We start from the raw sequence: 25177 nt of genomic DNA, 5'->3' as shown, positions 1-25177 counted from the left end.
CGCTACAAATTCATATCCGATGCATAATGTTGCATACTGATATCGATGAACACCGGGGCGTGGTCGCTGGGCGCCTTGCCCTTGCGTTCGTCGCGGACGATCTGCGCGTCGGTGACCCGCGCGGCCAACGCCGGTGAGGCGAGGATGAAGTCGATGCGCATGCCCTGCCGCTTCGGGAATCGCAGCTGGGTGTAGTCCCAGTAGGTGTAGACGCCGGGGCCCGGAGCGAAAGGCCGTACCACATCGGTGAATTGCGCGTCGACGATGGCGTTGAAGGCCCGGCGCTCGGGCTCGGAAACGTGCGTGGCCCCGGCATAGAACTCGGTGCTCCACACGTCCTCGTCGGTCGGGGCGATGTTCCAATCGCCGGCCAGGGCGATCGGCGCCGCGGGATCGTCGCGCAGCCAGCCCGCAGCCGCATCACGAAGCGCGGCAAGCCAATCCAATTTGTAGAAGTAATGCGGGTCGCCCAGCGCGCGCCCATTGGGGACGTAGAGGCTCCACACCCGGATACCGCCGCAGGTGGCGCCCAGCGCCCTCGCCTCGGCCGTGGCGGCGACCTCCGGCTTGCCGGACCAGGTGGGCTGACCCTCGAAACCGACCCGCACGTCATCGAGCCCGACGCGCGAGGCGATGGCGACGCCATTCCATTGGTTGAAACCGACGTGGGCCACCTCGTAGCCGAGTTCGAACAACGGCAGCGTGGGGAATTGGCCGTCGGCGCACTTGGTCTCCTGCATGGCCAGCACGTCGACGTCGGCGCGCGCCAGCCAGTCGGTGACGCGGCCCAGCCGGGTGCGAATGGAGTTGACGTTCCAGGTGGCCAGCCTCAGTCGCGGGGCGCCGCCGTCAACGGGGCCGTCGGGCATGTTTAGACGCTATCGGGCCGGGCCGGTCGGCGAGCCCAGGGGGAAATACCGGGTGTGGTGGTGCAGCCGGAACCCCAAAGCCTCGGCCAGCGCGGCGCCCTCGGCGTCGTGCACCCGCAGGTAGCCGCGGGTGGCGCCGCGGCTTGCGCCCCACGCCAACAAGGCCGCACCGCGCGCGGTGTCCCGCGTGCCCGCGAGCGACAGGCCCACCCAGCGGGTGCCGTCGGGCGCGTCGGACACGTCAGCGTGGCGTTGGGCGTCGACGGCCACGCCGGCGTGACTCCCCGGCGGTGCGCCGGGCTCCACGTCGCGCACCATCACCCGCTCGACGAGTTCGCACACCCAGCCGGGCGGCACCGGCAGCAACCGGTCCGGGATGCCCAGCCGCGGCGTCCGGGCGCGGGCGGCGTACCACGCGACGATGCCTCCGATCGCGCTTGCATCGGCCGAAACATCCAGCGGCATGGCCGAATTGGCGGCGAAGCCACCGCCCTTCCCGGCGCGCAGCAGCCACCCGCCGAGCCAGGCGTGCTCGTCGCCGGGGTGCGCCGCCGCGGCCGCGCGCTCGAGCGCCCGGATCTCGGAGGTGCGCACGGGTGCGTCGGTCAGCTCCCGCAGCGCGACGACGTCGGCGGGCGCGCACTCGACGACCGCGCCCGTCTTGGTGCGCACCCGCACCACCGGGTCGACCGCCAGCAGGTGTCCGACCACATCGGTCAGCGGCGGCACCGAGCCCGTCGGGCGCCGGTAGCGAACCGTCACCCGCGTCCCGAGGACCGGCCACGAGACCATCAGTGACCGAACGGATCCGGCCCCTCGCCCGGTAGCCACGACAGGCCGGGAACGCCCCAGCCATGGGACTTCACCGCGCGTTTCGCGCTGCGCGCGAACCGGCCGATGAGGCGGTCGAGGTACAGGAAGCCGTCCAGGTGCCCGGTCTCGTGCTGCAACATCCGCGCGAACAGGTCGGTGCCCTCGATGGCGATCGGGCTGCCGTCGGCGTCGAGCCCGGTCACCCGCGCCCACTTCGCCCGGCCGGTGGGGAACGATTCGCCGGGAACCGACAGGCAGCCCTCCTCGTCGGTGCCCGGGTCCGGCATGGTTTCGGGAATCTCGGAGGTTTCCAGGACCGGGTTGATGACGACGCCGCGGCGGCGGTCGGTCAGGCCGCGGTCCTCGGCGCAGTCGTAGACGAACAGCCGCAGTGAGTACCCGATCTGGTTGGCGGCCAGGCCGACGCCGTGCGCGGCGTCCATGGTGTCGTACATGGTGGCGATCAGCTCCGGCAGCTCCGGCGGCAGCGAACCGTCGGCGCCGACGGCCACCGGCGTCGTCGGGGTGTGCAGGACCGGGTCTCCGACGATGCGTATGGGTACGACTGCCATGATCGGCTAGCTTAGGCGCGGCGACGCGGCGGGGGGCAATCGCGTCAATAGGGAGACTCGCGGGCCTGGATTACGGCTTGAGGGTTCGCGGCGTGGTTCAATATTCGCCGAAACATGCCCCTATATAAGTCAAGTCATACGAGCACGTTGAGAATCGCCGGAAGGGTCCAGGGGAGCGATATGGACAGCGCCATGGCGCGGGCAAATCGATCGGGGGACGACGCTGAAATCGCCGATGGCCTCACCCGCCGTGAACACGACATCCTGGCGTTCGAGCGCCAGTGGTGGAAGTACGCGGGAGTCAAGGAAGACGCCATCAAAGAGCTGTTCTCGATGTCGGCGACGCGCTACTACCAGGTGCTCAACGCGCTCGTCGATCGGCCCGAGGCGCTGGCCGCCGACCCGATGCTGGTGAAGCGGCTCCGGCGGCTGCGCGCCAGCCGGCAAAAGGCGCGCGCGGCGCGCCGCCTCGGCTTCGAGGTGACCTGACCGGCCCCGTGCCTGTGCCGGCCCGGGCGCATTCCTGGCTACAGTGGGCTCGATGAAAGAACGCGTTCCCGACTCCACCGGGCTACCGCTGCGGGCGATGGTGATGGTGCTGCTGTTCCTCGGCGTCATCTTCCTGCTGCTCGGGTGGCAGGCGCTGGGTTCGTCCGGGAACTCCGACGACGAGTCGGCGTCGCCGGTCTCCACCCAGACCAGCACCACCAGCGCGTCGGCCACCCCGAACAACTCTCCGGCGACCAAGGCCGAGGTGCGCGTGTACAACATCTCCTCCAAGGAGGGCGTCGCCGCGCGCACCAAGGATCAACTGACCGCCGCGGGGTTCAAGGTCACCGACGTCGGCAACCTGGCGGTCCCGGATGTCGCGACCACCACGGTGTATTTCACCGACGCCGACGGGGAGCACGCCACCGCGGACGCGGTGGGCCAGAAGCTGGGTGCGCCGGTGCAGCCGCGGATCCCCCCGCTCGACGGCCAGCCGCCCGGCGTCATCGTTTTGGTGACCGGCTGACGTTAGGCTTCCGCTATGCCCTTCGTTATGCCCAAGCACCGCAACGCCGCTGCCGCCGCCCTGTCCGCCCTCTCCATCGCGGCCTTGGTGGGCGCGTGCTCGTCGCCCCAGCACGCGTCGACGGTCCCGGGCACCACGCCGGCGGTATGGACCGGGTCGAACCCGCCGACGGCCGCGTCGGGCACCGACGGCGCGGAGCAGCAACCCGCGGCGCACAGCATCACCACCCGGCTGAAGGGCCCGGACGGGGTTGAGGTCGCGACCGCCAAGTTCGATTTCTCCAACGGCTACGCCACGATCACGATCGCGACCTCGGGCGCCGGCCGCCTCACGCCCGGCTTCCACGGCGTGCACATCCACAAGGTGGGCAAGTGCGAGGCCAATTCGACGGCCCCGACCGGGGGCGCGCCGGGCGACTTCCTGTCCGCGGGCGGCCACTTCCAGGTGCCCGGGCATTCCGCCCATCCCGCCAGCGGCGATTTGACCTCGATCCAGGTCCGCAAGGACGGCGTCGGGATGCTGGTGACCACCACCGACGCGTTCACCATGGACGACCTGCTGGCCGGCGAGAAGACCGCGATCATGATTCACGCCGGCGCCGACAACTTCGCCAACATCCCGCCGGAGCGCTACAGCCAGGCCAACGGAACACCGGGTCCCGACCAGGAGACGATGGCCACCGGTGACGCCGGCAAGCGGGTGGCGTGCGGTGTCATCGGTGCCGGGTAGCAGGCCCCGAGCCCGTATCGATTTCGCGCCCTCGCCGCGGCCGACCATCGGTGTCGAATGGGAGTTCGCGCTCGTCGACGCGAAGACCCGCGACCTGAGCAACGAGGCCACCGCGGTCATCGCCGAGATCGGCGAAAACCCGCGCGTGCACAAGGAATTGCTGCGCAACACCGTCGAGGTGGTCAGCGGCATCTGTGACTGCACCGCGCAGGCGATGGAGGACCTGCGCGAGACGCTGCGCCCGGCCCGTCAGGTGGTCCGGGACCGCGGCATGGAGCTGTTCTGCGCGGGCACCCATCCGTTCGCGCAGTGGTCCGCGCAGAAGCTGACCGACGCGCCGCGCTACGCCGAGCTCATCAAACGCACCCAGTGGTGGGGCCGCCAGATGCTGATCTGGGGGCTGCACGTGCACGTCGGGATCTCGTCGGCGAACAAGGTGATGCCGATCATGACCTCGCTGTTGAAGTACTACCCCCACCTGTTGGCGCTGTCGGCGTCCTCGCCGTGGTGGGGCGGGGAGGACACCGGATACGCCAGCAACCGCGCGATGATGTTCCAGCAGCTGCCCACCGCCGGGTTGCCGTTTCACTTCCAAAGATGGTGGGAGTTCGAGGGTTTCGTCTACGACCAGAAGAAGACCGGCATCATCGACCACATGGACGAGATCCGTTGGGACATCAGGCCGTCGCCGCACCTGGGCACGCTGGAGGTCCGGGTCTGCGACGGCGTGTCCAACCTGCGCGAGCTCGGCGCGCTGGTCGCGCTGACCCACTGCCTGGTCGTGGACCTGGACCGCAGGCTCGACGCCGGCGAGAGCCTGCCGACGATGCCGCCTTGGCATGTTCAGGAAAACAAGTGGCGCGCTGCCCGTTACGGATTGGACGCGGTGATCATCCTGGACGCCGAGAGCAACGAGCGCCTGGTCACCGAGGACCTCGACGACGTGCTGAATCGGCTCGAGCCGGTGGCCGCGTCGCTGCACTGCAGCGACGAACTGGCCGCCGTGGCCGAGATCCCGCGGCTGGGCGCCTCGTATCAGCGGCAGCGCCGGGTGGCCGAGGAGCACGACGGCGACCTGCGCGCCGTCGTCGACGCGCTGGTGGGTGAGTTGGACATCTGATGGCCGATCCCGTTGAGCTGGCGATGTTTCCGCTCGAGTCGGCGCTGCTGCCCGACCAGGACCTGCCGTTGCGCATCTTCGAGCCCCGCTACGGCGCGCTGGTGCGGCGCTGCCTTCAGCGCGACGAGCCGTTCGGCGTCGTGCTGATCGCGCAGGGCCGCGAGGTCGGCGGCGGCGACTCGCGCTGCGACGTCGGCGTGCTGTCCCGGATCGCCGAACACGCCGACCTCGGCGCGGGCCGGTACGCGCTGCGCTGCCGGACCGGCGAGCGGATCCGGGTGTCGCGGTGGCTGCCCGACGACCCGTACCCGCGCGCGACGGTGACGGTCTGGCCCGACGAGCCCGGGGATGCGGTGAGCGAGGCGGGGCTGCTCGACCTCGAGGACCGCGTGCTCGCCGTGTTCGGGCGGATCGCCGAGGCCCGCGGCGCGCGGCTGCCGGAGCGCGAGGCGGTGCTGGGCTACCGGCACGACGATGCGGCCGACCCCGGGCGGCGGCTGTTCGCGCTGGCCGCGCGCCTCCCGATCGGCGCGGCCGACCGCTACGCGGTGTTGTCGGCGCCGTCGGCCGCGGATCGGCTTGCCGCGCTCGGCGAGGCCGTCGACGCGCTCGCCGACATGGTGGAGTTCCAGCTGTCCGAATAGGGGGGCCAGGCGATGAGTGCCGACCTGACGATCGACATCGACGAGGGCGTGGCGGTGCTGACGCTCAACCGCCCCGACCACCTCAACGCCTACACGGCCGACATGGGCCGGCTGCTGAGCCAGGCCTACCGGGACTGCGACGGTGACGACGACGTCCGCGCCATCGTGGTGACCGGAGCGGGGCGCGCCTTCTGCGTGGGCGCGGACTTCTCGGGCAACATCTCGCCGTTCGACGCCCCGCCGGACGACAGCGCGTTCTCCGCGTCGCCGATCGACCCGCCCGCCTTCGAGCTGCGCAAGCCGGTGATCGCGGCGCTCAACGGCCACGCCATCGGCATCGGGCTGACCATCGCCCTGCAGGCCGACATCCGCATCGTCGCCGAGGACGCCAAATACGGTGTGGTGCAAGTGCGCCGGGGCGTGATCCCGGACTGCATGTCGCACTGGACGCTGGCGCACCTGGCCAGCCTGGGGGTGGCGGCCGAGGTGCTGCTCACCGGGCGCACGTTCACCGGTGCCGAGGCGGTGACGCTCGGCGTCGCCAATCGGGCGCTGCCCGCCGAGCGGGTGCTCGACCACGCGCTGGAGATGGCCCGCGACATCGCGGCCCACGTGGCCCCGATGTCGGCGGCGTTGTGCAAGCGGCTGCTCTGGGACGCCGCCATCAACGACTACACCCCGCGACAGGTCGCGTCGCTGGAAACCCTGCTGCACCTACGGGTTATGGGGACCGCCGACGTCCGCGAGGGGGTCAGCGCGTTTCTGGATCGCCGGGCGCCGCGGTTCAGCTCGCGGCTTTCCGCCGACTGGAGCGCGCTGCCGGAGCCGTGAGGGGTGACGCGGGCGACCCCTTTTTGACCGGCAAAACCTACGGGGCGGGCGATCGGGCCAGGCCACGACGGGCACTGCGTTCCATCAGCCGTGGTGCGATGAACCGGTGCAGGGGGCCGACCATCGCCCAGACTGTCCGGGCAGCGATTCGGTGGCGGTAGTGCAGCCGGGTGGTGAGGACGGCGCGCTGAGTGTCGTGACGCCGCAGCGTCAGCTCCCCGCGCATGAGCGGACCGCCGGTCGCCAGCACCAGCTCGTCGCGGTCCGAACGCACGATCGGCCAGCCGATGATGTGATTGGGCGACGGACCCACTTGCAATCTCAGGACGTGGCGGTGGACCCACAAGACGAGGCCTCCGAGTCGGCTCGGTTTGGCGCCCAGCCCGTCGCGAAAGGTTTCTTCGGCGGTGCGAAAGTCGCCGCCGGCGATCGGCACTTCGAAGACGTCCACATAATCGGCCGCGGTCTCGCCGATGTGCGCCCGGTCGGAGAGCGCCGCCGCCGCAACGCGTTTCAGCGTCCTGCGCACCACCACGCGGTGGCCTCCCGTGCCGATGACCAGCGCCCGGTAGAGAGTGCCGTGGATGCCCGGGAAGGCCGCCCGGGTCGCGGCGCGCAACCGCGTCCCACCCCTTGGCAGCGCGTCCAGCTCGAACACCCACCGGTAGACCGCGAACGGGTGGCGGCCCTTCAGCGCGAATAGCTCGGGCGCCCGCGCCTCGTCGAGGACGAACCCGATCGGCACCGTCGACGGGTCAGCCGGATTCCGGCACATCACCCGCAGCAGCGCCGACCACGTGTCCTCGCGGCTCGCGGGCACGGTTATGGCATGCTCATCGATATAGGGTAATCGTTCCATATAGAAGGAATGTACTAGATCATGGCGCCGCCGCGGAAGCACCCGACCGATGTGATCCTCGACGCAGCGCGGGCGCTGGTGCTCGACGGGGGACCGCGCGCCGCGAGCGTCGCGGCGATCGCCGCCGCCAGCGGCGCGCCCGCGGGCACGCTGTATCACCGGTTCGGCAACCGGGACGGAATCCTCACCGCGGCCTGGCTGCGCGCGCTCGAGCGTTTCCAGGCCGGGGCGTTGGCGGCGACGGCCGACACCGCGCTCGAGTCCGCCGTCGCGATGGCCGTCGCCGCGGTCGGCTTCGCGCGCGAGCGTCCCGAGGACGCCCGGCTGCTGCTGACCATCCGGCCGACGGACCTGCTCGACGGCGAGCCCGACGCGGCCTTCCGCAAGACGCTCGCCGCGATGAACGCGCCGCTGAACGAACGCGTTCGCGCCCTGGCGCGGGAGCTGTACGGCAGCGGCCGGGCGCGCTGCGTCGACGCCGTCGCCCGGGCGGTCGCCGACCTGCCCTACGCCGTCGTCCGCCGCCACGCCCACGACGCGCCGATGCCCGGATGGCTGGAGGAGGACGTGGCGGCGTCGGCGCGCGCCGTGTTAGAAGGATTCCGCGAACGCGCGTAGCGACTCCAGCTGCGCGGGATCCAGCGACGGTCGCACGGCCTTGCGGGCCGCGTCCAGATCGCCGGCCGTCACGTGGGTGGCGTCGATGGAGCGCCGCATGGCGGTCAGCGCGGCCTCCCGCAGCAGCGCCACACAGTCGGCCGCGCTGTAGCCGTCGAGCCCGGCGGCCACCTCGTCGAGGTCGACGTCGTCGCTCAGGGGGATGGATTTCCCCGCGGTGCGCAGGATTTCGCCGCGGGCGGCGGCGTCGGGTGGTTCGACGAACACCAGCCGCTCCAGCCGTCCCGGGCGCAGCAGCGCCGGGTCGATCAGGTCGGGCCGGTTGGTGGCGCCCAGCACCACGACGTCGCGCAGCGGGTCGATCCCGTCCAGCTCGGTCAGCAGCGCGGCCACCACGCGGTCGGTCACACCGGAGTCGAAGCTCTGCCCGCGCCGGGGTGCCAGCGCGTCCACCTCGTCGAGGAACACCAGCGAGGGCGCGGAGTCGCGGGCCCGCCGAAAGAGCTCGCGCACAGCCTTTTCCGAGCTGCCCACCCATTTGTCCATCAGCTCGGAGCCCTTGACGGCGTGCACGCTCAGCTGCCCGGTGCTGGCCAGCGCGCGGACCACGAACGTCTTGCCGCAGCCGGGCGGGCCGTACAGCAGCACCCCGCGCGGGGGTTCGACGCCGAGGCGGGCGAAGGGGTCGGGATGCTGCAGCGGCCACAACACCGCTTCGGTCAGCGCCTGCCGTGCCTCGGCCATGTCGCCGACGTCGTCGAGCGTCACGCTGCCCGGTTGCAGGCCCACGGTCATCGCCTCCCCGGCCGAGCGGGACAGCGGCCGGATGACGCTCAGCGCGCCGACGAGGTCGTCCTGATTCAGCTTCGGTGGTTGGCCGTCGGCGCTGGCGCGAGACGCCGCCCGCAGCGCGGCCTCGCGCACCAGCGCGGCGAGATCGGCGACGACGAATCCCGGTGTGCGCCCCGCGATCTCGTCGAGATCGAGATCGCCGGTCGGCGCCGGCTTGAGCAGCGCCTCCAGCAGCGCCGTGCGGGTGGCGGCGTCGGGCAGCGGCAGGCCGAGTTCGCGGTCGCACAAATCGGGGGCGCGCAGCCGGGCGTCGAGCTGGTCGGGGCGCGCGGCCGTGGCGATCAACGCGACGCCGGGGGTGGCGACAGCGGTGCGCAGCTCGCCCAGGATCAGGGCGGCCACCGGCTCCGCGGTGGCCGGCAGCAGGGCATCGGCATCGGCGATGAGCAGGACGCCGCCGCCGTCCCGCACGCTCTGCACCGCCGCGGCAACGGCTTTCAGCCGGTCGTCGGCGGCCAGCGCGCCCACCTCGGGGCCGTCCAGTTCGATCAATCGGCGGCCATCGCACACCGCACGCACCAGCGTCACCTTGCCCACGCCCGCGGGTCCCGAGACCAGCACGCCGAGGTTGGTGCCGGCGCCCAGGGTCTGCAGCAGGTGCGGTTCGTCGAGCGAGAGCTTGAGCCATTCGGCGAGCTTCGCGGCCTGCGGCTGCGAACCCTTGAGTTCCTCGACCAGGATCGCCGGGGCGCCGGTGTTCAGCTGCGGGCGCGCCCCCGGCGGGGTGCCGGTTCCCCAGGTGACCAACGAGTTCGGCTGCACGCTGACCGGCCCCTCGGGGTCGACCGCGGTGACGGTCAGCAGCTCCGAGGTCCAGCTGATCCCGACCGCGGCGGCGAGCGCGCGGGTGGCCTCGGACGTGGACGTGCCGGGCCCCAGGTCGCGGGGCAGCAGCGACACCGCGTCGCCGACGGTCATCACCTTGCCCAGCAACGCCTGGCGCAGGGTGACCGGGCTGAGCGAGGCCGCGGTCATCGCCGAGCCGGACAGCGTCACCGACCGCGCGCCGTAGACGGTGACCGCGCTGACGATCACCGGGGTGCCCTCGCGCAGCCCGGCGTTGGACAGCGTCACGTCGTCGAGCAGCACGGTGCCGACCGGCGTGTCCGGTTCGGACAGGCCCGCGACCGCGGCCGTGGTCCGCGACCCGGTCAGCGACACCGCGTCCCATTCCCGGATGCCAAGGGCGGCAACGGCGTTCGGATGCAGCCGAACCACGCCGCGGCGCGAGTCGACGGCGGAGGTGTTGAGCCGGGCGGTGAGGGTGAGCTGGCGCGCCCCGCCGGGGCCGGGCATCATCTGGTGCGCCCGCTCGGCTTCCGCAGCCCCAGCCGTGTCATCGACCGGCGGTGGGGCTGCGCCCGGCGGTTCGCGCGCCGGACGGCGCGGCGCTGCTTGGGCTGGTCGTCCCACACCTCGGGGTGCTTGTCGAGCCAGCGCTTGGTGTGGATCGCGAAGGGCACGTGGCACAGGTAGGCGACGATGATGACCCAGATCGTGATGAAGGGCTGCAGCACCGCGGCGGCGGCGAAGAGCACCAGCACCAGCAGCACGGCGGTGGCGTAGTTCGGCGCCACCCGCACGGTGTGCATCTTTCGCATCGGGATCCCGCTGACCATGAGCATCGCCGTCCCCGTCACCCAGATGCACAGGAACCACACCGAGGTCCACCAGCCCTCGCCGAACTGCAGCTTGAGTCCCATCAGGCCGATCATCGAGACGGCACCCGCGGGCGCGGGCATCCCGACGAAGAATTCGTGCGCGTAGGCGGGCTGGGTCCCGTCGTCCTGCAGGGCGTTGTAGCGCGCCAGCCGCAGCACCACGCAGACCGCGTACAGCAGCACCACCGCCCAGCCGACCGGCCACTTGGACAGCATCGACACGTAGAGCACGAGGGCGGGCGTCACCCCGAAGTTCACCGCGTCGGCCAGCGAGTCGATCTCGGCGCCGATGCGCGACTGGGCGTCGAGCATGCGGGCCACCCGGCCGTCGAGCCCGTCCAGGATGGCGGCCGCGACGATCAGCGACATCGCGGGCACCGGCTGGTGTTGCAGGGCGAAGCGGATCGAGGTCAATCCCGCGCAGATGGACAGCACCGTCATCGCGCTGGGCAGGATCTGCAGGTTCATCCCCCGCCTGCCGCGGGGCCTGCCGGTCATGACAGCTCGGCCAGGACGGTCTCGCCGCCGACGGCGCGCTGGCCCACCCGCACCAGCGGTTCCGCCCCGGGCGGGAGGTAGGTGTCCAGCCGGGAACCGAACCGGATCAGACCGTAGGTGTCGCCGACCGACAGCTTGTCCCCGACGCGGGCGTCGCAGACGATGCGGCGCGCCAGCAGCCCCGCGATCTGAACCGCCACCACGTCGGCGCCCGTGTCGGTGCGCAGCCACAGGCTGGTGCGCTCGTTGTCGGCGCTCGCCGCGGGCAGGTCGGCCGAGCCGAAGCGGCCCGGGCGGTGCTGCACGGCGACCACCTCGCCGCTGACCGGGGCGCGCTGCACGTGCGCGTCCAGCAGCGACAGGAAGATGCTGACCCGGGGCCGGGGCGCGTCGCCCATGCCGAGCTCCGCGGGCGGGGCCGCGGCGTCGATGACGCAGACCTCACCGTCGGCGGGGGCCACGACCGCGCCGGGCCGGGTGGGCGGCACCCGCGGGGGGTGACGGAAGAACGCCGCGCAGGCGCCGGCGGCCAGCAGGCCCGCCCGCCGCAGCCACCGGTGGTTGCGTCCCGCCAGGGCCGTGACCAGGCCGGCTACGACGAACGGGCGGCCGGCCGGGTGCACCGGCGGAACCGCGGAGCGCACCAACTCCAACGCGTGCTGCGGGCTGAAGGCCGGGTCCTCGGCGGTCGGGCCGACGGTGGGAGGGCGTCTTGCCACGCGGCCATCTTACGGAGCGCCGGTGGTTGGCGAGGGCGCGCACGGGCAACGAAGCGTGGGACATGGATCGGACGACGGCCCGCGTTGTCGGCCATCGCCGCTAGCTCAGGTCCCAGACCTGCAGCTCGGTCCCTTCGGCCACCTCGACGACGTCTTCGGGGATGTCCAGCAGCGCGTTCGCCGACGCCAGCCACCGCAGGTGGTGCGACGCGGGCGGCCCGTAGCTGGTGACCCTCGCCGCGTCGTGGTCGAGGATGGCGCGCCGGAACTGGCGCTTGCCGCGCGGCGACGTCAGCGACTCGGTGAGCACCGCCGACCGGTGGGGCCGCTCCGGGTCGGGTAGGCACATCGCCCGGCGCAGCGCGGGGCGGAGGAACACCTCGAAGGACACCAGCGCGCTGACCGGGTTGCCCGGCAGGGTGACGATCGTCGCGCCGCCTCCCTCGGTGCGCACGCGGCCCAGCCCCTGCGGCATGCCCGGCTGCATGGCCACCTTCACGAATTCCACTCCCTGGCCGCCCTCGCGGCCGAACGCGTCCTTGACCACCTCGTAGGCCCCGGCGCTGACACCGCCGCTGGTGATGATCAGGTCGCAGTCCGCCGCGTAGCGGTCCAGCAGCGAACCGAACTGTGCGACATCGTCTTCGGCGGTCGCCACGGCGGTCACCTCGGCGCCGGCCTCGCGCACCGCCCCGGCCAGCATGATCGAGTTGGACTCGTAGATCTGGCCCGGCCGCAGCGAGTCGCCCGGCACCACCAGCTCCGACCCGGTCGAGATCACCAGCACCCGCTGACGCGGAATCACCGGCAGCTCCGCCATTCCCAGCGCCGCCGCCAGCCCGAGCACGGCCGGCGTCACCACCTGGCCCTTGCGCAGCACCGTGGTGCCCGGCGCGACGTCCTCGCCGGCCCGGCGGATGTGCTTGCCGGGCCCGCGGGGCGCGCGGATCGCCACCGAGTCCACCCCGCCGTCGGTGTCCTCGACCGGGACGACGGCCGTCGCGCCCGCGGGCAGCGGCGCGCCGGTCATGATGCGGTGCGCCGTTTTCGGTTGCAGCGTCAGCTCATCGGTGCGCCCCGCCGGGATGTCCTCGGCGACCGGCAACACCACCGGCCGTTCAGCCGTGGCGCCGGTGGTGTCCTCGGCGCGCACCGCGTAGCCGTCCATCGCGGAGTTGTCGAAAACCGGAAGCGCCAGCCTCGCGACCACGTCGTCGGCCAACGCCAGCCCCTGGGACTGGGCCAGCGGAACCGCGACCGCCGGGCGGGCGCGGATCATCTCGGCTACGACTCGCTGATGCTCTTCGACTGAACGCACCCGGCCATTATCGGCCTCCCCTCAGACCGGGAAGCGGACGCCGGTGAGTTCTTCGGAAACCGCCCACAGCCGCCGCTGCAGTTTTTCGTCGTGCGACTGTGCGCTGGACCGGACGAGCTTCGGGTGGCCCCGCTGCTCGGCGAACCCGCGCGGGCCGTAGTACTGCCCGCCCTCGACCGTCGGGTCGGTGGCCGCGCGCAGCGTCGGCAGCGCGCCCATCGCCGCGGTCTGGAACAGCACCGGCCCGAGCACCACCGCGGCGGGCCTGACGATAGCGGGCAGGTGGCGGGTCAGCTCGGTGTTGGAGCCGCCGGGGTGCGCGGCCACGGCGATCGTCTTCGCCTCCGGCCGGGCCGCCAGGCGGCGCTGCAGCTCGTAGGTGAACAGCAGGTTGGCCAGCTTGGATTGGCCGTAGGCGCCGACCCGGTCGTAGCGGCGCTCCCACTGCAGGTCGTCGAAGTGGATCGCGGCGCGCAACCGGTGGCCGAGGCTGCTGACCGTCACCACCCGTGAGCCGCCCACCCCCAGCATCCGGTCGAGCAGCAGCCCCGTGAGCGCGAAGTGGCCGAGGTGGTTGGTGCCGAACTGCATTTCGAAGCCGTCGGCGGTGAGCTGCTTGGGCGTCCACATCACGCCGGCGTTGTTGATCAGCAGGTCGATGCGCGGGTAGGCCGCGCGCAGGGCGTCGGCCGCGTAGCGCACCGAGTCCAGCGAGCTCAGGTCGAGCGCCTGCAGCGTGACGTCTACCTTTCGGGCCCCGTGGCCCCCGGCCGCGACGATGCGCGACAGGGCGGCGTTGCCCTTGTCCAGGTTGCGCACGGCCAGCACGACGTGGGCGCCGCGGTACGCCAGCACCGCGGCGGTGTGGTAGCCGATGCCGGTGTTGGCCCCGGTGACGACGGCGACGCGGCCGACCTGGTCCCCCACGTCGCCCTCCGACCAAGGTGTGTTGCGTGCTTCGGTTGCGGCCATGCGCCCAAAACTACTCATGGTCCCCGATCCGGTGCCCGCCGACGTAAAGTCGAGAACGTGATTACCGGGTTGGCCCACTCCGGGGTGTGCGTTCCGGATTGCGAGGCGGCGGTGGCGTTCTACCGCGACGTGTTGGGCCTGCGTGTGCTGTCGCCGCCGTACGTCATGAGCGGTAATGCCATTCGCGACGACATGGGTGAGCTGGTGTCCGACCCGAGCATGAAGGCGGCCATCGTCGGGTTCCCCGGCGACGGGGACCGGGTGCTCGAGGTGATCGAATACCTCAAAGCGGACGGCGCCGAGGGCCCGGGCCGGCGCGGGGCCCTCACCGAGCACGGGCTCTCGCACGTCGGCCTGGTCTGCGAGGACATCGACGCGACCCGGGCGGAGCTGGAGCGCAAGGGCGTCCGATTCCTCGTCAGCGGGATCGCCGACGTCGCGCGGGTCCGCACCACCTGGTTCGCCGACCCGTGGGGCGTCGTGTTCATCCTGGTGGAAAAGACCCGGCCCGAACGACCGTACTTCTCCCAATGGGACTGAAGGTCGGCGTCATCGGTGCCGGTGCCGGCGGCATCGCGATGGGCATCGAACTGGCCGGCGGCGGTTACGATTTCACGATCTTCGACCGCGCCGACGGCTTCGGCGGAACCTGGCGGCACAACACGTTCCCGGGCGCGGCCTGCGACGTCCCCTCGCACCTGTACTCGTACTCGTTCGCGCCCAACCCGCGGTGGAGCAAGACCTACGCCGACCAGCCCGAGATCCTCGCCTACTTCGAGAAGGTCGCCGCCGACCAGGGCCTCGCCGCGCACCTGCGCCCGCACACCACGATCACCACGGCGCGGTGGTCGGACGCCGCGCGCAGGTGGACGCTGACAACCGACGACGGGCGCGAGCACGAATTCGATATCGTGGTGAGCGCGGTCGGGATGCTCGACGTGCCCCACATTCCCGACATCCCCGGGGCGCGGCGGTTTCGCGGCCGCCAATTCCACTCGGCCCGTTGGGATCACAGCAAATCGACGGCCGGGGAGCGGGTGGCGTCCATCGGCACCGGCGCCAGCGCGGTCCAGTACGTGCCCGCGATAGCGCCGAAGACCGCGCACCTCACCGTGTTTCAGCGGACCCCGATCTGGATCGCGCCCCGCTTCGACTTCCCGTTCACCCCGGAGCAGCACGAGGAGTTCGAGCGCAACCCCGCGGCGGCGCGCAAGCTGCGCGACGAGGCCTTCGACGCGTACGAGTCCTCCAGCTTCGACGTCGACGCCGCGCAGACCCTCGAGGCCACCGAACTGGCCCGCAGCTACCTGATGCGCAAGGTGGCCGACCCCGAGCTGCGCGCCAAGCTGACGCCGGACTATCCCGCCGGGTGCAAGCGCCCGCTGATGTCGCGGGACTGGTACCCCACGTTCGCGCTGCCGCACGTCCACCTCGAGACGACCGCCATCGCCGGGCTGACCGAGCGCGGCGTGCGCACCGCCGACGGCGTGGAGCACCGCGTCGACACCATCATCTACGGCACCGGGTTCAAGGCCGCCGACTACCTGGCGAGCATCGACGTGTACGGCACCGGCGGCCGCCGCCTGCGCGACGAATGGAGCGGGGGAGCCGAGGCCTACCTCGGCACGCTGATCGCCGGCTATCCGAACTTCTTCACGCTGTACGGCCCGAACACCAACGGCGTCAACTCGATCCTGTACATCCACGAGGCGCAGACGACGTTCGTCCGCCACATCCTCGACGCGCTGGGGCGCCGCGGGGCCCGCACGGTCGAGGTCACCCCTGCGGCGCAGCGCCGTTACAACGACGAGATCCAGGCGGCCATGGCGGGCAAGGTCTGGCTGGCGTGCACCAACTACTTCCGGCACCCCAGCGGCAAGGTCGTCACCCAACTGCCCTACAGCGGCCGGACGTTCTACGAGCGCACCCGGGCGATGGTCGACGCGGACTACTGGATCCAGTAGTTGTCGTGGTGGACGAACCACTCCCGGCGCTCGTCGTCGGGCATGTCGGCCAGCGCCGCCAGGCCCTCGAAGTAGGCCTCCCGGGGCGCGCCGGGCGCGAACAGCATCAGGATCGACGCCGGCTCGTCGGCCTCGTTGCGGAAGCCGTGGATCCCGCCGGGCGGCACATAGAGGAAGTCACCCGGGTGGCCGTCGGCCCACGCGGTGCCGTCGTAGAGCCTCATCGTCCCGGACAGGACGAAGAAGGCCTCGGACATGGCGCGGTGAAAGTGCGGTCCGGGCCCGCCGCCCGCCGGGGCGATGTCGACCCGGTACAGGCCGTAGTCACCGCCGGTGGCCCGCTGATTGGCCAGGTAGTGGTACCTGGTGGCGGACGTTTCGTAGTCGGGGGGTTGGTCGGCGCGCTTGAGCCAGGCGCTGACTTCCGGCTCGTCCTTGGTGTAGCGGGGCGGCGGGTAGGGCGGAACGGCGAGGGACATGGTTCCAGTGTGGCCCCGCCCCGGGCCGCCGGCCCGTCCTTGCACTCGGCATAGGCGAGTGCTAATAATGACGTTGGCACTCGCGACCGGCGAGTGCTAGGTCGGGACGGTGAGACCAGCCTGGTCGTCCGTCGCGGGCACTGCGCCCGGCCAGCGTAAGTAACGGGGTGACCGCCACCCGGTGACCCTTGTTTCATTCCCGATCCGGAGGAATCACTTCGCAATGGCCAAGACAATTGCGTACGACGAGGAGGCCCGTCGCGGCCTCGAGCGGGGCCTGAACAGCCTCGCCGACGCGGTAAAGGTGACGCTGGGCCCCAAGGGCCGCAACGTCGTCCTGGAGAAGAAATGGGGCGCCCCCACGATCACCAACGATGGCGTGTCCATCGCCAAGGAGATCGAGCTGGAGGACCCGTACGAGAAGATCGGCGCCGAGCTGGTCAAGGAAGTCGCCAAGAAGACCGACGACGTCGCCGGTGACGGCACGACGACGGCCACGGTGCTCGCCCAGGCGCTGGTGCGCGAGGGCCTGCGCAACGTCGCGGCCGGCGCCAACCCGCTGGGCCTCAAGCGCGGCATCGAGAAGGCGGTCGAGAAGATCACCGAGACCCTGCTGAAGACCGCCAAGGAGGTCGAGACCAAGGAGCAGATCGCCGCCACCGCCGCGATTTCCGCGGGCGACCAGTCGATCGGCGACCTGATCGCCGAGGCGATGGACAAGGTCGGCAACGAGGGCGTCATCACCGTCGAGGAGTCCAACACCTTCGGCCTGCAGCTCGAGCTCACCGAGGGCATGCGGTTCGACAAGGGCTACATCTCGGGCTACTTCGTCACCGACGCCGAGCGTCAGGAGGCCGTCCTCGAGGAGCCCTACATCCTGCTCGTCAGCTCGAAGGTGTCCACCGTCAAGGACCTGCTGCCGCTGCTGGAGAAGGTTATCCAGGCCGGCAAGCCGCTGCTGATCATCGCCGAGGACGTCGAGGGCGAGGCGCTTTCCACCCTGGTCGTCAACAAGATCCGCGGCACCTTCAAGTCGGTGGCGGTCAAGGCCCCCGGCTTCGGTGACCGCCGCAAGGCGATGCTGCAGGACATGGCGATCCTCACCGGTGGTCAGGTCATCAGCGAGGAGGTCGGCCTGACGCTGGAGAACGCCGACGTCTCGCTGCTGGGCAAGGCCCGCAAGGTGGTCGTCACCAAGGACGAGACCACCATCGTCGAGGGCGCCGGTGACTCCGACGCCATCGCCGGGCGGGTGGCCCAGATCCGCGCCGAGATCGAGAACAGCGACTCCGACTACGACCGCGAGAAGCTGCAGGAGCGCCTGGCCAAGCTGGCCGGCGGTGTTGCGGTGATCAAGGCCGGTGCCGCCACCGAGGTGGAGCTCAAGGAGCGCAAGCACCGCATCGAGGACGCGGTGCGCAACGCCAAGGCCGCCGTCGAGGAGGGCATCGTCGCCGGTGGTGGCGTGACCCTGCTGCAGGCGGCCCCCGTCCTGGAGGAGCTGAAGCTCTCCGGTGACGAGGCGACCGGTGCGAACATCGTGCGCGTTGCCCTCGAGGCCCCGCTGAAGCAGATCGCCTTCAACTCCGGGCTGGAGCCCGGCGTTGTCGCCGAGAAGGTCCGCAACTCGCCCACCGGCACCGGCCTGAACGCCGCCACCGGCGAGTACGAGGACCTGCTCAAGGCCGGCGTCGCCGACCCGGTGAAGGTGACCCGTTCGGCGCTGCAGAACGCGGCGTCCATCGCGGGCCTGTTCCTGACCACCGAGGCCGTCGTCGCCGACAAGCCGGAGAAGGCCGCCGCTCCCGCGGGCGACCCGACCGGCGGCATGGGCGGCATGGACTTCTGAGTCCAGGAGCCGAAAAGGTCCAAGCACCGAGAAAGCCCGGTCCCGTGCGGGGACCGGGCTTTTTCGCGCCTGTACGTTTAACCGCGTGGCTCTTCCGACTCCCTCACCCACCGGCACCGCCGTCGTCACCGGGGCGTCGTCGGGCATCGGCGCCGACATCGCCCGCGAGCTCGCCGCCCGCGGTCACGGCGTCACGCTCGTCGCGCGCCGCGAGGACCGGCTGCGCGAACTGGCCGACGAACTGGCGGGCCGCGGCTCGAAGGTCCAGGTGATCGCCTGCGACGTCGCGGACGCGGCAGCCCGCGCCGGGCTGCTCGATGAGGTCGAGCGCCGCGGCCTGACCGCCGACATCCTCGTCAACAACGCCGGCCTCGGCACCATCGGATCGGTGACCAAAACACCCGTCGGGGACGAGATCGCCCAGGTCCGGGTCAACGTCGAGGCGGTCATCGACCTGACCACCCGCGCCGTCCAGCGGATGGTCCCGCGCGGCCGCGGCGCGATCCTCAACGTCGGCTCCACCGCGGGCTACCACCCCTTCCCGGGGCAGGCCGGCTACTCCGCCACCAAGGCGTTCGTGAACACCTACACCCAGGGCGTGCGCGCCGAGCTCGCCGGCACCGGGGTGACCGTGGCGCTGCTGTGCCCCGGGCCGGTGCGCACCGAGTTCCTGGTGAAGGCCGGCATGGACGAGCGGGAGTTTGCCGACGCGTTCCCGAAGTTCATGTGGAAGCCCTCGCGCGAGGTCGCGCGCATCGGGGTCGACGCGCTCGAACACGACCGCGGAACGGTGATCGCCGGGCTGCCGAGCCGCCTCAGCACGAGGCTGTTCCAGTTCATGCCGCGACGGCTGCTGCTGCCGCTGCTGAGAAGCCAGCACCCCGGCCTCAAACGGGATCGCTCGGCGTCAGCGACCTGAGGGCCACCGCCGCATCCAGCCCTCCAAGCCGAGCGCGAGCGCGTTGCACAGCGTGGCGATGGTGCGGTACCAGCCGACGGCGGTGAGCAGCTCGATCCGCTGCTCGTCGGAGAGGAAGGCCCCCAGCGACGCCCAGGTCGCCTCCGACCACGAGCCGGCGCGCTCCAGCTCGTCGACCGCGGCGATCAGGGCCCGCTCGTCGGGGCTCCAGCGCGGGTCGTCGGGGCCGCCCAACACCAGCGCGTCGCACTCGTCGTCGCTGACGCCCGCGATCGGACCCCAGAACGCGGCCTGCCCGCCCCACTCGTACTCGCAGCGCAGCAGCGCACAGGTGCGCAGGATCGCGATCGTGCGCGTCCGCGGCGGCAAAAGCGCTGCGACGTAAAGGGATTCACCGAGTTTGCGCAGCCGGCTGGCCAGCGCCGGATGCCGCTGCAGGCAACGGACCAGAAGCAGCGGCTCGTAGGTGCGATCCGGGTGACCCCAGCTGTTGATGGCCGCGGCATCTTCTGAGCTCCACGGCGGAGCGAGCGGTGCGACGCGGCTCACGGATGAGACTGTACGGCCTCACGCGGGCAGCGAGAACACCACGCAGTCGTGCAGGCAACCCTTGGCGGCGCCGGGGGAGTCGGCGTCGGCTTCGCGGTGCAGGAGCGCCCGGGTGGGCAGGACCCCCAGGCGGGCGGTCTCGTCGTCTCCGTTCGTCACCTCGGCACTGCCGTCGACGATCAGCGAGTAGCCGCCGGGCTCGGTCGGCGGCCACAGCAGGGTGACGTCGCGGCGCCGGGCCAGGTTCTGCCGAGTGCGTCCGCCGATGAGCCCGACGTCCAGGGTCGCCTCGCGCAGCGTCGGTTCCACCGTCACGGTGTGCACGCGGTAGCCGTCGTCGACGGTGATCAGGTACGCGAACGGGAAGTCGGCGAGGGCCGCGGCCAGCCGCTCGAAGTCCACCCTCTTCTTCGTGCGCATGATTCGAGAATAGGCCCGACGGGCGGGGAGCTACTCGGGCATGTCCGGCAGCCTGATGCCCGGCTCGGGCGCGTCGGGGGCGCGGTCGGGCTTGTTGAAGAAGCCCGAGTTGGGTATGGCCGGTTCCCGCGTGCTGGCCGCCGCGCCGCGGAAGCCGGGGTCGCCCGCGGCGGCGCCGCCGGCGGTGAAGAAGCCCGACGGGGCCGCCGTCGTGGTCCGCAGCGCGGGCGGGGTCGGGGTCGGCCCGCCCGCCGCGCTGACGCCCGAACCCGCGTGGCCCGATCCGCCGCCGGCCGCGACGGCGCTCGCGTCGGGCGGACCGCTGAAGGCGGCGGCGCCCGGGTTGAGCAGGCCCGAACTCGCCGCGGCCGGGGTCAGGGCGCCGGTCGACGCGTTGACGGAGTTCAGCAGGCTCGAGCTCAGGTTGGCCGCGCCGACCCCGCCGGTGACGTAGTGGCTCGAGTTGACCATGGACTCCGCGCTGCCCGGGCCCGTCAGCGCGTTGTCCTGGAAGAAGCCGGTGTTGCCGGCGCCATTGTTGAAGAATCCCGTGTTTATCGACCCGGAATTCAAGAAGCCGGTGTTGTAATTCCCCGAGTTCCCGATGCCGAAGTTGCCGTTTCCGGAGTTGAAGAAACCGATGTTGTTGTTACCGGAATTGAACAAACCGATGTTGCCGGTGCCCGAATTGAAACCACCGAAGCCGAACTGGTTATTACCGGTCAGGCCGATGCCGAAGTCATTGTTCCCGGTGTTGCCGAAGCCGATGTTTCCGCTGCCCAGGTTGCCCCAGCCGATGTTGTTGCTCCCCGAGTTTCCGGAGCCGAGGTTTTGCCCGCCGCTGTTGCCGTAACCGAGGTTTGAATTCCCCCCGGAGGTCCCGGGGAAGCTGAGGTTGAGTTGGCCGTCCTTGAATGTGATGCCCAATTTCTGCAAAACCTGTTGCCAGGGTGCCAACTGCGCGGCGGCGCTCGACGCGTCGGCGTGGTAGCCGAACATCGCCGCGACGTCCGCGGCCCACATCTGTTCGTAGGCGGCCTCGGTGTCCATGATCGCCGGGACGTTGAAACCGAACCAGTTGGTGGACGCCAACGCCTGCACCAGGGCGCGGTTCGCCGCCACCACCGCGGGCTGCACGGTGGCCGCCACCGCCGTCTCGAACGCCGCCGCGATGGCCGCGGCCTGGCCGGCCGCCGCCTCGGCCTGCGCGGCGGCCGCGCTGAGCCAGCTCACGTACTGGGTCGCGACGCTCATCATCGCCGCCGCCGACGCGCCCTGCCACGACCCGTTTGCCAGATCCGACGTCACCGAGAAGAACGACGACGCCGACGACGCCAGGTCCTCGGCCAGCCCGTCCCATGCTTCGGCCGCAGCAAGTAACGGCGCCGCCCCGGGACCGGCGAAGATTAGTGCCGAGTTGATTTCTGGCGGCAACCACGCAAAATGCGGGCTCGTCACTGACCCAACTTAACCGGGAAAGGGGGCCCTTCGTGGCGTTATCGAGCAGGTACCGGGGCGGGCTTTCGCCCGCGGACCAACTTTCCGGGCCGAGCATCCGTGGGAACGCCATTTTCAGCGATTATTTGGCCCGACACGATCGTCGCGACGTAGCCGTCGGCCGTCTGGTCCAGGCGCCGGCCGCCGGCCGGAAGATCGTAGGTGATCACCGGCTTGTGCAGCCGCAGGCCGGCGTGGTCGATGACGTTGAGGTCGGCCTTGTAGCCGACCGCGACGCGTCCCCGGTCGCCCAGCCCGGCCACCCGGGCCGGCACCGACGTGAGTTCGCGGACGGCCTCCGGCACGGTGAACCGCCCTGATTTGCGGTCGCGCGCCCAATGGGCCAGGAAGTACGTCGAGTAGCTGGCGTCGCAGATCATGCCGTAGTGGGCGCCGCCGTCACCGAGCCCGAGCACCACGTCGTCGCGGTGCAGCAGCTCCCCGACGGTGTCCAGCGAGTTGCCCTGCAGGTTGCTGGTCGCGACCAACAGCATGGCGCGGCCGTCGTCGTCGAGCAGCCGGTCGTAGGCCTCCTCCATCGGGTCCACGCCGCGGGCGCGGGCGCGGGCGCCGATGCTGGTCGACGGGTCGGGCTCGTAGTCGGGGTCGTCGCCGAGCGGGAAGATCCAGTCCCACATCTGCGCCACGTACAGGATCGGGTGCCCGACCCCGGGCTTGTCGGCGAGGATCCGGGCGCGGACCTCCGGTTTGCGCATCTCGGCCACCCGTTCGGCCAGCGGCAACTGGGCGATCTCGCGGTAGCTGGGGTAGAGCACGAACGGGTTGGCGCTCAGCTGCAGGCCGATGATCAGCCCGATCGGGCGGGGCAGCAGCTGCGCCGTGACGCGGACGTCGTCGCCACCGGCGGCACTGTTCGCCTTTTCCACCATGGTGATGGCGTCCGGCCAGGTCGGGTCCCCGGCGTTCGCGACGACCAGGGTGAACGTGACCGGCAGCCCGACCTCCTCGGCGACGTCGAACACCGTCTGCAGCACCGGCTGGTAGCCGCCGGACGGGATGTCGGGCACGAACTGGAGCAGGCCGCCGCCGGCGTCGACGACGCCGCGGGCGATCTGCTCGATCTCCTCGCGCGCGGCGTCGTAGCTGGGGATGGGCGAGCCGCTTTCGGTCTTGTGGATCGTCAGCCGCGACGACGCGAAACCCAGCGCGCCGGCCTCGATCGCCTCCTTGGCCAGCGCCCGCATCTTCGCGAGGTCCTCGGCGGTGGCCGGCTCGCGGTCGGCGCCGCGCTGACCCATCACGTAGACCCGCAGCGGGGAGTGCGGCAGGTAGGCGGCCACGTCGATGTCACGCTTGCCGGCGTCCAGCGCGTCGAGGTATTCGGGGAAGGTTTCCCAGGTCCAGGGCAGCCCGTCGGTCATGACGACGCCGGGGATGTCCTCGACCCCGGCCATCACGTCGACCAGCACGTCGTGGTCGGCCTGGCGGCACGGCGCGAAGCCGACCCCGCAGTTGCCCATCACGACCGTGGTCACCCCGTGCGCCGACGACGGCGTCAGCCGCTCCGACCAGATGGACTGGCCGTCGTAGTGGGTGTGCAGGTCGACGAACCCGGGCGTGACCAGCAGCCCGGTGGCGTCGATCTCGCGTCGCGCGGTGGCGCCGCCGAGCGCACCGTCCGGCCCGACACTTTCGATGACCCCGTCCCGGACCGCCACGTCCCCGACGAACGGCTCGCCCCCCAGCCCGTCGACGATGGTGCCATTGCGGATGATGAGGTCGTAGGTCATCTAAATAATCTACGACCGCGCCGGTGGGTCGTGCCAGGATCTCTTCCGTGATCGGCCGCATCGGAATCGCTGCGCCGACGTGGGGCTGGGCGCCGAATCGTTGCACGCACCGCGGCTGCGGCCCGAGTGCCACCCCGGGTATGTCGGTGCGTTCGTCCGCGATCCCGACGGCAACAACGCCGAAGCCGTCTTTCACGGGGCGGTAGCTTTGCACCATGGCTGAATCTGATGCTGCGGCCCGGGAGCTGCTTCGCGACGCCTTCACCCGGCTGATCGAGCACGTCGACGAGCTCACCGACGGGCTGTCCGACCAGACCGCGAGCTACCGCCCGACCCCCAACACCAACAGCATCGCCTGGCTGATCTGGCACAGCGCGCGGGTGCAGGACATCCAGCTGGCCGACGTGGCCGGGGTCGAGCAGGTGTGGATCCGCGACGGCTGGGTGGACCGGTTCGGGTTGGACCTGCCGCGCAACGACACCGGCTACGGCCACGGCCCCGACGAGGTCGCGAAGGTCAGGGCGCCCGCGGGGCTGCTGTCGGGCTACTACCACGCCGTGCACGAGCTGACCCTCGAGTACGTCGCCGGCGTCACCGCCGCAGAGCTGGCGCGCGTCGTCGACACCAACTGGGACCCGCCCGTGACGGCCAGCGCGCGGCTGGTCAGCATCATCGACGACTGCGCCCAGCACCTCGGCCAGGCCGCCTACGTGCGGGGATTCAGCAGGTTCTAGGCGTGCGATTCGCGGGGACCGCGGCGTTGTGGCTGGCCACCACCATCGCGCTGGGCGTGGCGGTGCCCGCGGTGTGGGGGCAGCTGAACGTGGTCGGCGAGGACGGTTACGCCGCGCTGGCGCAGCGGGCCGCCGCCGACCCCGCCCTGCAGTCGGCCATGGCGTCCGAGCTGAGCACCCGCGCGATGGCGCTCGTCGCCGAGCGCGGCGGCGGCCGCTACCCGGTGGACGGCGCCGAGGTGCACGACGCCGCGAGCGCGTTCACGGCGGGTCCGTCGTTCCCGCCGCTGTTCGCCCGGGTGAACCGGGTCGCGCACGGCTGGCTGTTCACCGATCCGCGCGCCGGCGGCGACCAGTGGGTGGTCGACGTGGCCCCGATGCTCGACGACGACGCGTTTCGGCGGGTGCTGAGCCGCCACCACGTGACGCCGCCCGCCCACCTGACGGTCCCGATCACCGTGTCCATGCCCGCAACGTCCGGGTCGCTGCGGCAGGGACAGCTGAGCCGGCTGGCCGCCTGGAGCCCCTGGGTGAGCATCGGCGCGACCGCCCTCACCGGCCTCTTCGCGCTGCTGACGGTGGCGGCCTCCCGCCACCGGGGCCAGGCCCTGACGGGCCTCGGCGTCTCGGCGCTGCTCGTCGGCGCGGCGGGGTGGGCCGGCATCGAGGCCGGCGGCCCCTACGTCGACGACGCGCTGAACCGAACCACCGGGAACGTCCGCCAGATCGCCGAGGCGATGATCGCCCGCGCCGAGGCCGACCTGCGCCAGTGGCTCACCCTGACGCTGGTCGCCGGGGCCGCGCTGATCGGGTTGGGGGTGCTGGTCGCGGTCCTGGGCGGCCTCCGGAAGCAGGCCCGGCCGGCGCCTCAGTCGCTATAGACCATGGGGCGGTCGGACGGGCCTGCTTCCGGAGGCCGCCCAGG

General features: G+C 71.3%; 27 protein-coding genes. 13 read left to right on the top strand and 14 right to left on the bottom strand.

Features of this window, described 5'->3' with window-relative positions:
* Positions 1 to 2: 2 nt before the first annotated feature.
* Genes BST11_RS10690 through BST11_RS10680 form a run of 3 tightly spaced genes read right to left on the bottom strand, consistent with a single transcriptional unit; the run spans position 3 to position 2254 of the window.
* A complete protein-coding gene (locus BST11_RS10690) occupies positions 3 to 833 on the bottom strand; it encodes an exodeoxyribonuclease III (protein ID WP_211284694.1) in 831 nt (276 codons plus the stop codon).
* A gap of 45 nt (positions 834 to 878) precedes the next feature.
* Positions 879 to 1661, bottom strand: a complete 783-nt coding sequence (locus BST11_RS10685) for a GNAT family N-acetyltransferase, cg3035/Rv0428c family (RefSeq protein WP_083137961.1) — start codon at positions 1659 to 1661, stop codon at positions 879 to 881.
* On the bottom strand, positions 1661 to 2254 hold the full coding sequence (locus BST11_RS10680) for a peptide deformylase (RefSeq protein ID WP_067323750.1): 594 nt from the start codon (positions 2252 to 2254) through the stop codon (positions 1661 to 1663). The genes BST11_RS10685 and BST11_RS10680 overlap by 1 nt, the downstream gene beginning before the upstream one ends.
* Before the next feature lie 180 nt (positions 2255 to 2434).
* Here BST11_RS10680 and BST11_RS10675 point away from each other — a divergent pair, with 180 nt between their 5' ends.
* From BST11_RS10675 to BST11_RS10650, 6 genes are read left to right on the top strand one after another with little or no spacing between them, the layout of a single operon-like run.
* Positions 2435 to 2743: a nucleoid-associated protein NapA gene (locus BST11_RS10675; protein WP_066931013.1), complete on the top strand. Its 309-nt coding sequence runs from the start codon at positions 2435 to 2437 to the stop codon at positions 2741 to 2743.
* 52 nt (positions 2744 to 2795) lie between these two features.
* Entirely contained in the window at positions 2796 to 3269 is a 474-nt protein-coding gene (locus BST11_RS10670) for a LytR C-terminal domain-containing protein (RefSeq protein ID WP_083137960.1), read from the top strand.
* Between the two features lie 27 nt (positions 3270 to 3296).
* Positions 3297 to 3998 carry a superoxide dismutase[Cu-Zn] gene (gene sodC / locus BST11_RS10665; RefSeq protein ID WP_083137959.1) on the top strand — a complete coding sequence of 234 codons (702 nt, stop codon included), beginning with the start codon at positions 3297 to 3299 and terminating at the stop codon, positions 3996 to 3998.
* Positions 3979 to 5118: a glutamate--cysteine ligase gene (locus BST11_RS10660; RefSeq protein ID WP_211284693.1), complete on the top strand. Its 1140-nt coding sequence runs from the start codon at positions 3979 to 3981 to the stop codon at positions 5116 to 5118. The genes sodC and BST11_RS10660 overlap by 20 nt, the downstream gene beginning before the upstream one ends.
* Entirely contained in the window at positions 5118 to 5762 is a 645-nt protein-coding gene (locus BST11_RS10655) for an LON peptidase substrate-binding domain-containing protein (RefSeq protein WP_083137957.1), read from the top strand. The genes BST11_RS10660 and BST11_RS10655 overlap by 1 nt, the downstream gene beginning before the upstream one ends.
* Before the next feature lie 12 nt (positions 5763 to 5774).
* Positions 5775 to 6593: an enoyl-CoA hydratase-related protein gene (locus BST11_RS10650; RefSeq protein ID WP_083137956.1), complete on the top strand. Its 819-nt coding sequence runs from the start codon at positions 5775 to 5777 to the stop codon at positions 6591 to 6593.
* A gap of 37 nt (positions 6594 to 6630) precedes the next feature.
* On the opposite strand, the gene BST11_RS10645 is transcribed toward BST11_RS10650, so the two are convergent.
* Positions 6631 to 7452 carry a DUF2867 domain-containing protein gene (locus BST11_RS10645; protein WP_083137955.1) on the bottom strand — a complete coding sequence of 274 codons (822 nt, stop codon included), beginning with the start codon at positions 7450 to 7452 and terminating at the stop codon, positions 6631 to 6633.
* Positions 7453 to 7473: 21 nt separating this feature from the next.
* On the opposite strand from BST11_RS10645, the gene BST11_RS10640 reads away from it, so the two are divergent.
* Complete coding sequence (locus BST11_RS10640) at positions 7474 to 8070, top strand: TetR family transcriptional regulator (protein WP_083137954.1); 597 nt, start codon at positions 7474 to 7476, stop codon at positions 8068 to 8070.
* Here BST11_RS10640 and BST11_RS10635 read toward each other — a convergent pair.
* The 5 genes from BST11_RS10635 to BST11_RS10615 all read right to left on the bottom strand — a co-directional run bounded on the left by BST11_RS10635 (position 8044) and on the right by BST11_RS10615 (position 14090).
* On the bottom strand, positions 8044 to 10218 hold the full coding sequence (locus tag BST11_RS10635; RefSeq protein WP_083137953.1) for an AAA family ATPase: 2175 nt from the start codon (positions 10216 to 10218) through the stop codon (positions 8044 to 8046). The genes BST11_RS10640 and BST11_RS10635 overlap by 27 nt on opposite strands.
* On the bottom strand, positions 10218 to 11081 hold the full coding sequence (gene pssA / locus BST11_RS10630; RefSeq protein WP_083137952.1) for a CDP-diacylglycerol--serine O-phosphatidyltransferase: 864 nt from the start codon (positions 11079 to 11081) through the stop codon (positions 10218 to 10220). The genes BST11_RS10635 and pssA overlap by 1 nt, the downstream gene beginning before the upstream one ends.
* Positions 11078 to 11800: a phosphatidylserine decarboxylase gene (locus tag BST11_RS10625; protein ID WP_083137951.1), complete on the bottom strand. Its 723-nt coding sequence runs from the start codon at positions 11798 to 11800 to the stop codon at positions 11078 to 11080. Before BST11_RS10625 ends, pssA begins: the two co-directional genes overlap by 4 nt.
* Before the next feature lie 100 nt (positions 11801 to 11900).
* Entirely contained in the window at positions 11901 to 13118 is a 1218-nt protein-coding gene (moeA, locus tag BST11_RS10620; RefSeq protein ID WP_083137950.1) for a molybdopterin molybdotransferase MoeA, read from the bottom strand.
* Positions 13119 to 13139: 21 nt separating this feature from the next.
* A complete protein-coding gene (locus BST11_RS10615) occupies positions 13140 to 14090 on the bottom strand; it encodes an SDR family NAD(P)-dependent oxidoreductase (RefSeq protein WP_083137949.1) in 951 nt (316 codons plus the stop codon).
* 57 nt (positions 14091 to 14147) lie between these two features.
* On the opposite strand from BST11_RS10615, the gene BST11_RS10610 reads away from it, so the two are divergent.
* Positions 14148 to 14630, top strand: coding sequence for a VOC family protein (locus BST11_RS10610; protein WP_083137948.1), 483 nt, complete (start codon positions 14148 to 14150; stop codon positions 14628 to 14630).
* Positions 14621 to 16054 (top strand): flavin-containing monooxygenase, encoded by a 1434-nt coding sequence (locus BST11_RS10605; protein WP_083137947.1) that lies wholly within the window; start codon positions 14621 to 14623, stop codon positions 16052 to 16054. The genes BST11_RS10610 and BST11_RS10605 overlap by 10 nt, the downstream gene beginning before the upstream one ends.
* Here the strand turns inward: BST11_RS10605 and BST11_RS10600 are convergent.
* Positions 16039 to 16533 (bottom strand): cupin domain-containing protein, encoded by a 495-nt coding sequence (locus BST11_RS10600; protein ID WP_083137946.1) that lies wholly within the window; start codon positions 16531 to 16533, stop codon positions 16039 to 16041. The two genes, BST11_RS10605 and BST11_RS10600, sit on opposite strands and share 16 nt — an antisense overlap.
* A gap of 223 nt (positions 16534 to 16756) precedes the next feature.
* On the opposite strand from BST11_RS10600, the gene groL reads away from it, so the two are divergent.
* Both groL and BST11_RS10590 read left to right on the top strand, forming a co-directional pair.
* Positions 16757 to 18382 carry a chaperonin GroEL gene (groL, locus tag BST11_RS10595; RefSeq protein ID WP_083137945.1) on the top strand — a complete coding sequence of 542 codons (1626 nt, stop codon included), beginning with the start codon at positions 16757 to 16759 and terminating at the stop codon, positions 18380 to 18382.
* Positions 18383 to 18467: 85 nt separating this feature from the next.
* On the top strand, positions 18468 to 19301 hold the full coding sequence (locus BST11_RS10590; protein WP_083137944.1) for an SDR family NAD(P)-dependent oxidoreductase: 834 nt from the start codon (positions 18468 to 18470) through the stop codon (positions 19299 to 19301).
* Here the strand turns inward: BST11_RS10590 and BST11_RS10585 are convergent.
* Genes BST11_RS10585 through BST11_RS10570 form a run of 4 tightly spaced genes read right to left on the bottom strand, consistent with a single transcriptional unit; the run spans position 19290 to position 23518 of the window.
* Positions 19290 to 19850, bottom strand: a complete 561-nt coding sequence (locus tag BST11_RS10585) for a carboxymuconolactone decarboxylase family protein (RefSeq protein ID WP_083137943.1) — start codon at positions 19848 to 19850, stop codon at positions 19290 to 19292. The genes BST11_RS10590 and BST11_RS10585 overlap by 12 nt on opposite strands.
* Before the next feature lie 18 nt (positions 19851 to 19868).
* A complete protein-coding gene (locus BST11_RS10580) occupies positions 19869 to 20270 on the bottom strand; it encodes a hypothetical protein (protein ID WP_083137942.1) in 402 nt (133 codons plus the stop codon).
* Positions 20271 to 20300: 30 nt separating this feature from the next.
* Positions 20301 to 21728: a PPE family protein gene (locus tag BST11_RS10575; protein ID WP_083137941.1), complete on the bottom strand. Its 1428-nt coding sequence runs from the start codon at positions 21726 to 21728 to the stop codon at positions 20301 to 20303.
* A 38-nt stretch (positions 21729 to 21766) separates the two neighbouring features.
* The gene (locus tag BST11_RS10570; RefSeq protein ID WP_083137940.1) at positions 21767 to 23518 is read right to left on the bottom strand and encodes an N-acyl-D-amino-acid deacylase family protein; all 1752 of its coding nucleotides are present in this window, start codon (positions 23516 to 23518) and stop codon (positions 21767 to 21769) included.
* A gap of 215 nt (positions 23519 to 23733) precedes the next feature.
* On the opposite strand from BST11_RS10570, the gene BST11_RS10565 reads away from it, so the two are divergent.
* A complete protein-coding gene (locus tag BST11_RS10565; RefSeq protein ID WP_083137939.1) occupies positions 23734 to 24252 on the top strand; it encodes a mycothiol transferase in 519 nt (172 codons plus the stop codon).
* Between the two features lie 2 nt (positions 24253 to 24254).
* A complete protein-coding gene (locus BST11_RS10560) occupies positions 24255 to 25133 on the top strand; it encodes a hypothetical protein (RefSeq protein ID WP_083137938.1) in 879 nt (292 codons plus the stop codon).
* Positions 25134 to 25177: the final 44 nt, after the last annotated feature.

The organism is Mycobacterium alsense, assembly GCF_002086635.1.
Taxonomy (GTDB): domain Bacteria; phylum Actinomycetota; class Actinomycetes; order Mycobacteriales; family Mycobacteriaceae; genus Mycobacterium; species Mycobacterium alsense.
The sequence above is the reverse complement of the archived record's forward strand: the minus strand, read 5'-3'. Positions and strand labels throughout refer to the sequence as shown.

Coding starts and splice junctions, on each gene's coding strand:
- BST11_RS10685 (WP_083137961.1), bottom strand. CDS start 1,661: ATGGTCTCGTGGCCGGTCCTCGGGACGCGGGTGACGGTTCGCTACCGG.
- BST11_RS10680 (WP_067323750.1), bottom strand. CDS start 2,254: ATGGCAGTCGTACCCATACGCATCGTCGGAGACCCGGTCCTGCACACC.
- BST11_RS10675 (WP_066931013.1), top strand. CDS start 2,435: ATGGACAGCGCCATGGCGCGGGCAAATCGATCGGGGGACGACGCTGAA.
- BST11_RS10670 (WP_083137960.1), top strand. CDS start 2,796: ATGAAAGAACGCGTTCCCGACTCCACCGGGCTACCGCTGCGGGCGATG.
- sodC (WP_083137959.1), top strand. CDS start 3,297: ATGCCCAAGCACCGCAACGCCGCTGCCGCCGCCCTGTCCGCCCTCTCC.
- BST11_RS10655 (WP_083137957.1), top strand. CDS start 5,118: ATGGCCGATCCCGTTGAGCTGGCGATGTTTCCGCTCGAGTCGGCGCTG.
- BST11_RS10650 (WP_083137956.1), top strand. CDS start 5,775: ATGAGTGCCGACCTGACGATCGACATCGACGAGGGCGTGGCGGTGCTG.
- BST11_RS10645 (WP_083137955.1), bottom strand. CDS start 7,452: ATGGAACGATTACCCTATATCGATGAGCATGCCATAACCGTGCCCGCG.
- BST11_RS10640 (WP_083137954.1), top strand. CDS start 7,474: ATGGCGCCGCCGCGGAAGCACCCGACCGATGTGATCCTCGACGCAGCG.
- BST11_RS10635 (WP_083137953.1), bottom strand. CDS start 10,218: ATGCCCGGCCCCGGCGGGGCGCGCCAGCTCACCCTCACCGCCCGGCTC.
- pssA (WP_083137952.1), bottom strand. CDS start 11,081: ATGACCGGCAGGCCCCGCGGCAGGCGGGGGATGAACCTGCAGATCCTG.
- BST11_RS10615 (WP_083137949.1), bottom strand. CDS start 14,090: ATGGCCGCAACCGAAGCACGCAACACACCTTGGTCGGAGGGCGACGTG.
- BST11_RS10605 (WP_083137947.1), top strand. CDS start 14,621: ATGGGACTGAAGGTCGGCGTCATCGGTGCCGGTGCCGGCGGCATCGCG.
- BST11_RS10600 (WP_083137946.1), bottom strand. CDS start 16,533: ATGTCCCTCGCCGTTCCGCCCTACCCGCCGCCCCGCTACACCAAGGAC.
- groL (WP_083137945.1), top strand. CDS start 16,757: ATGGCCAAGACAATTGCGTACGACGAGGAGGCCCGTCGCGGCCTCGAG.
- BST11_RS10580 (WP_083137942.1), bottom strand. CDS start 20,270: ATGCGCACGAAGAAGAGGGTGGACTTCGAGCGGCTGGCCGCGGCCCTC.
- BST11_RS10570 (WP_083137940.1), bottom strand. CDS start 23,518: ATGACCTACGACCTCATCATCCGCAATGGCACCATCGTCGACGGGCTG.
- BST11_RS10565 (WP_083137939.1), top strand. CDS start 23,734: ATGGCTGAATCTGATGCTGCGGCCCGGGAGCTGCTTCGCGACGCCTTC.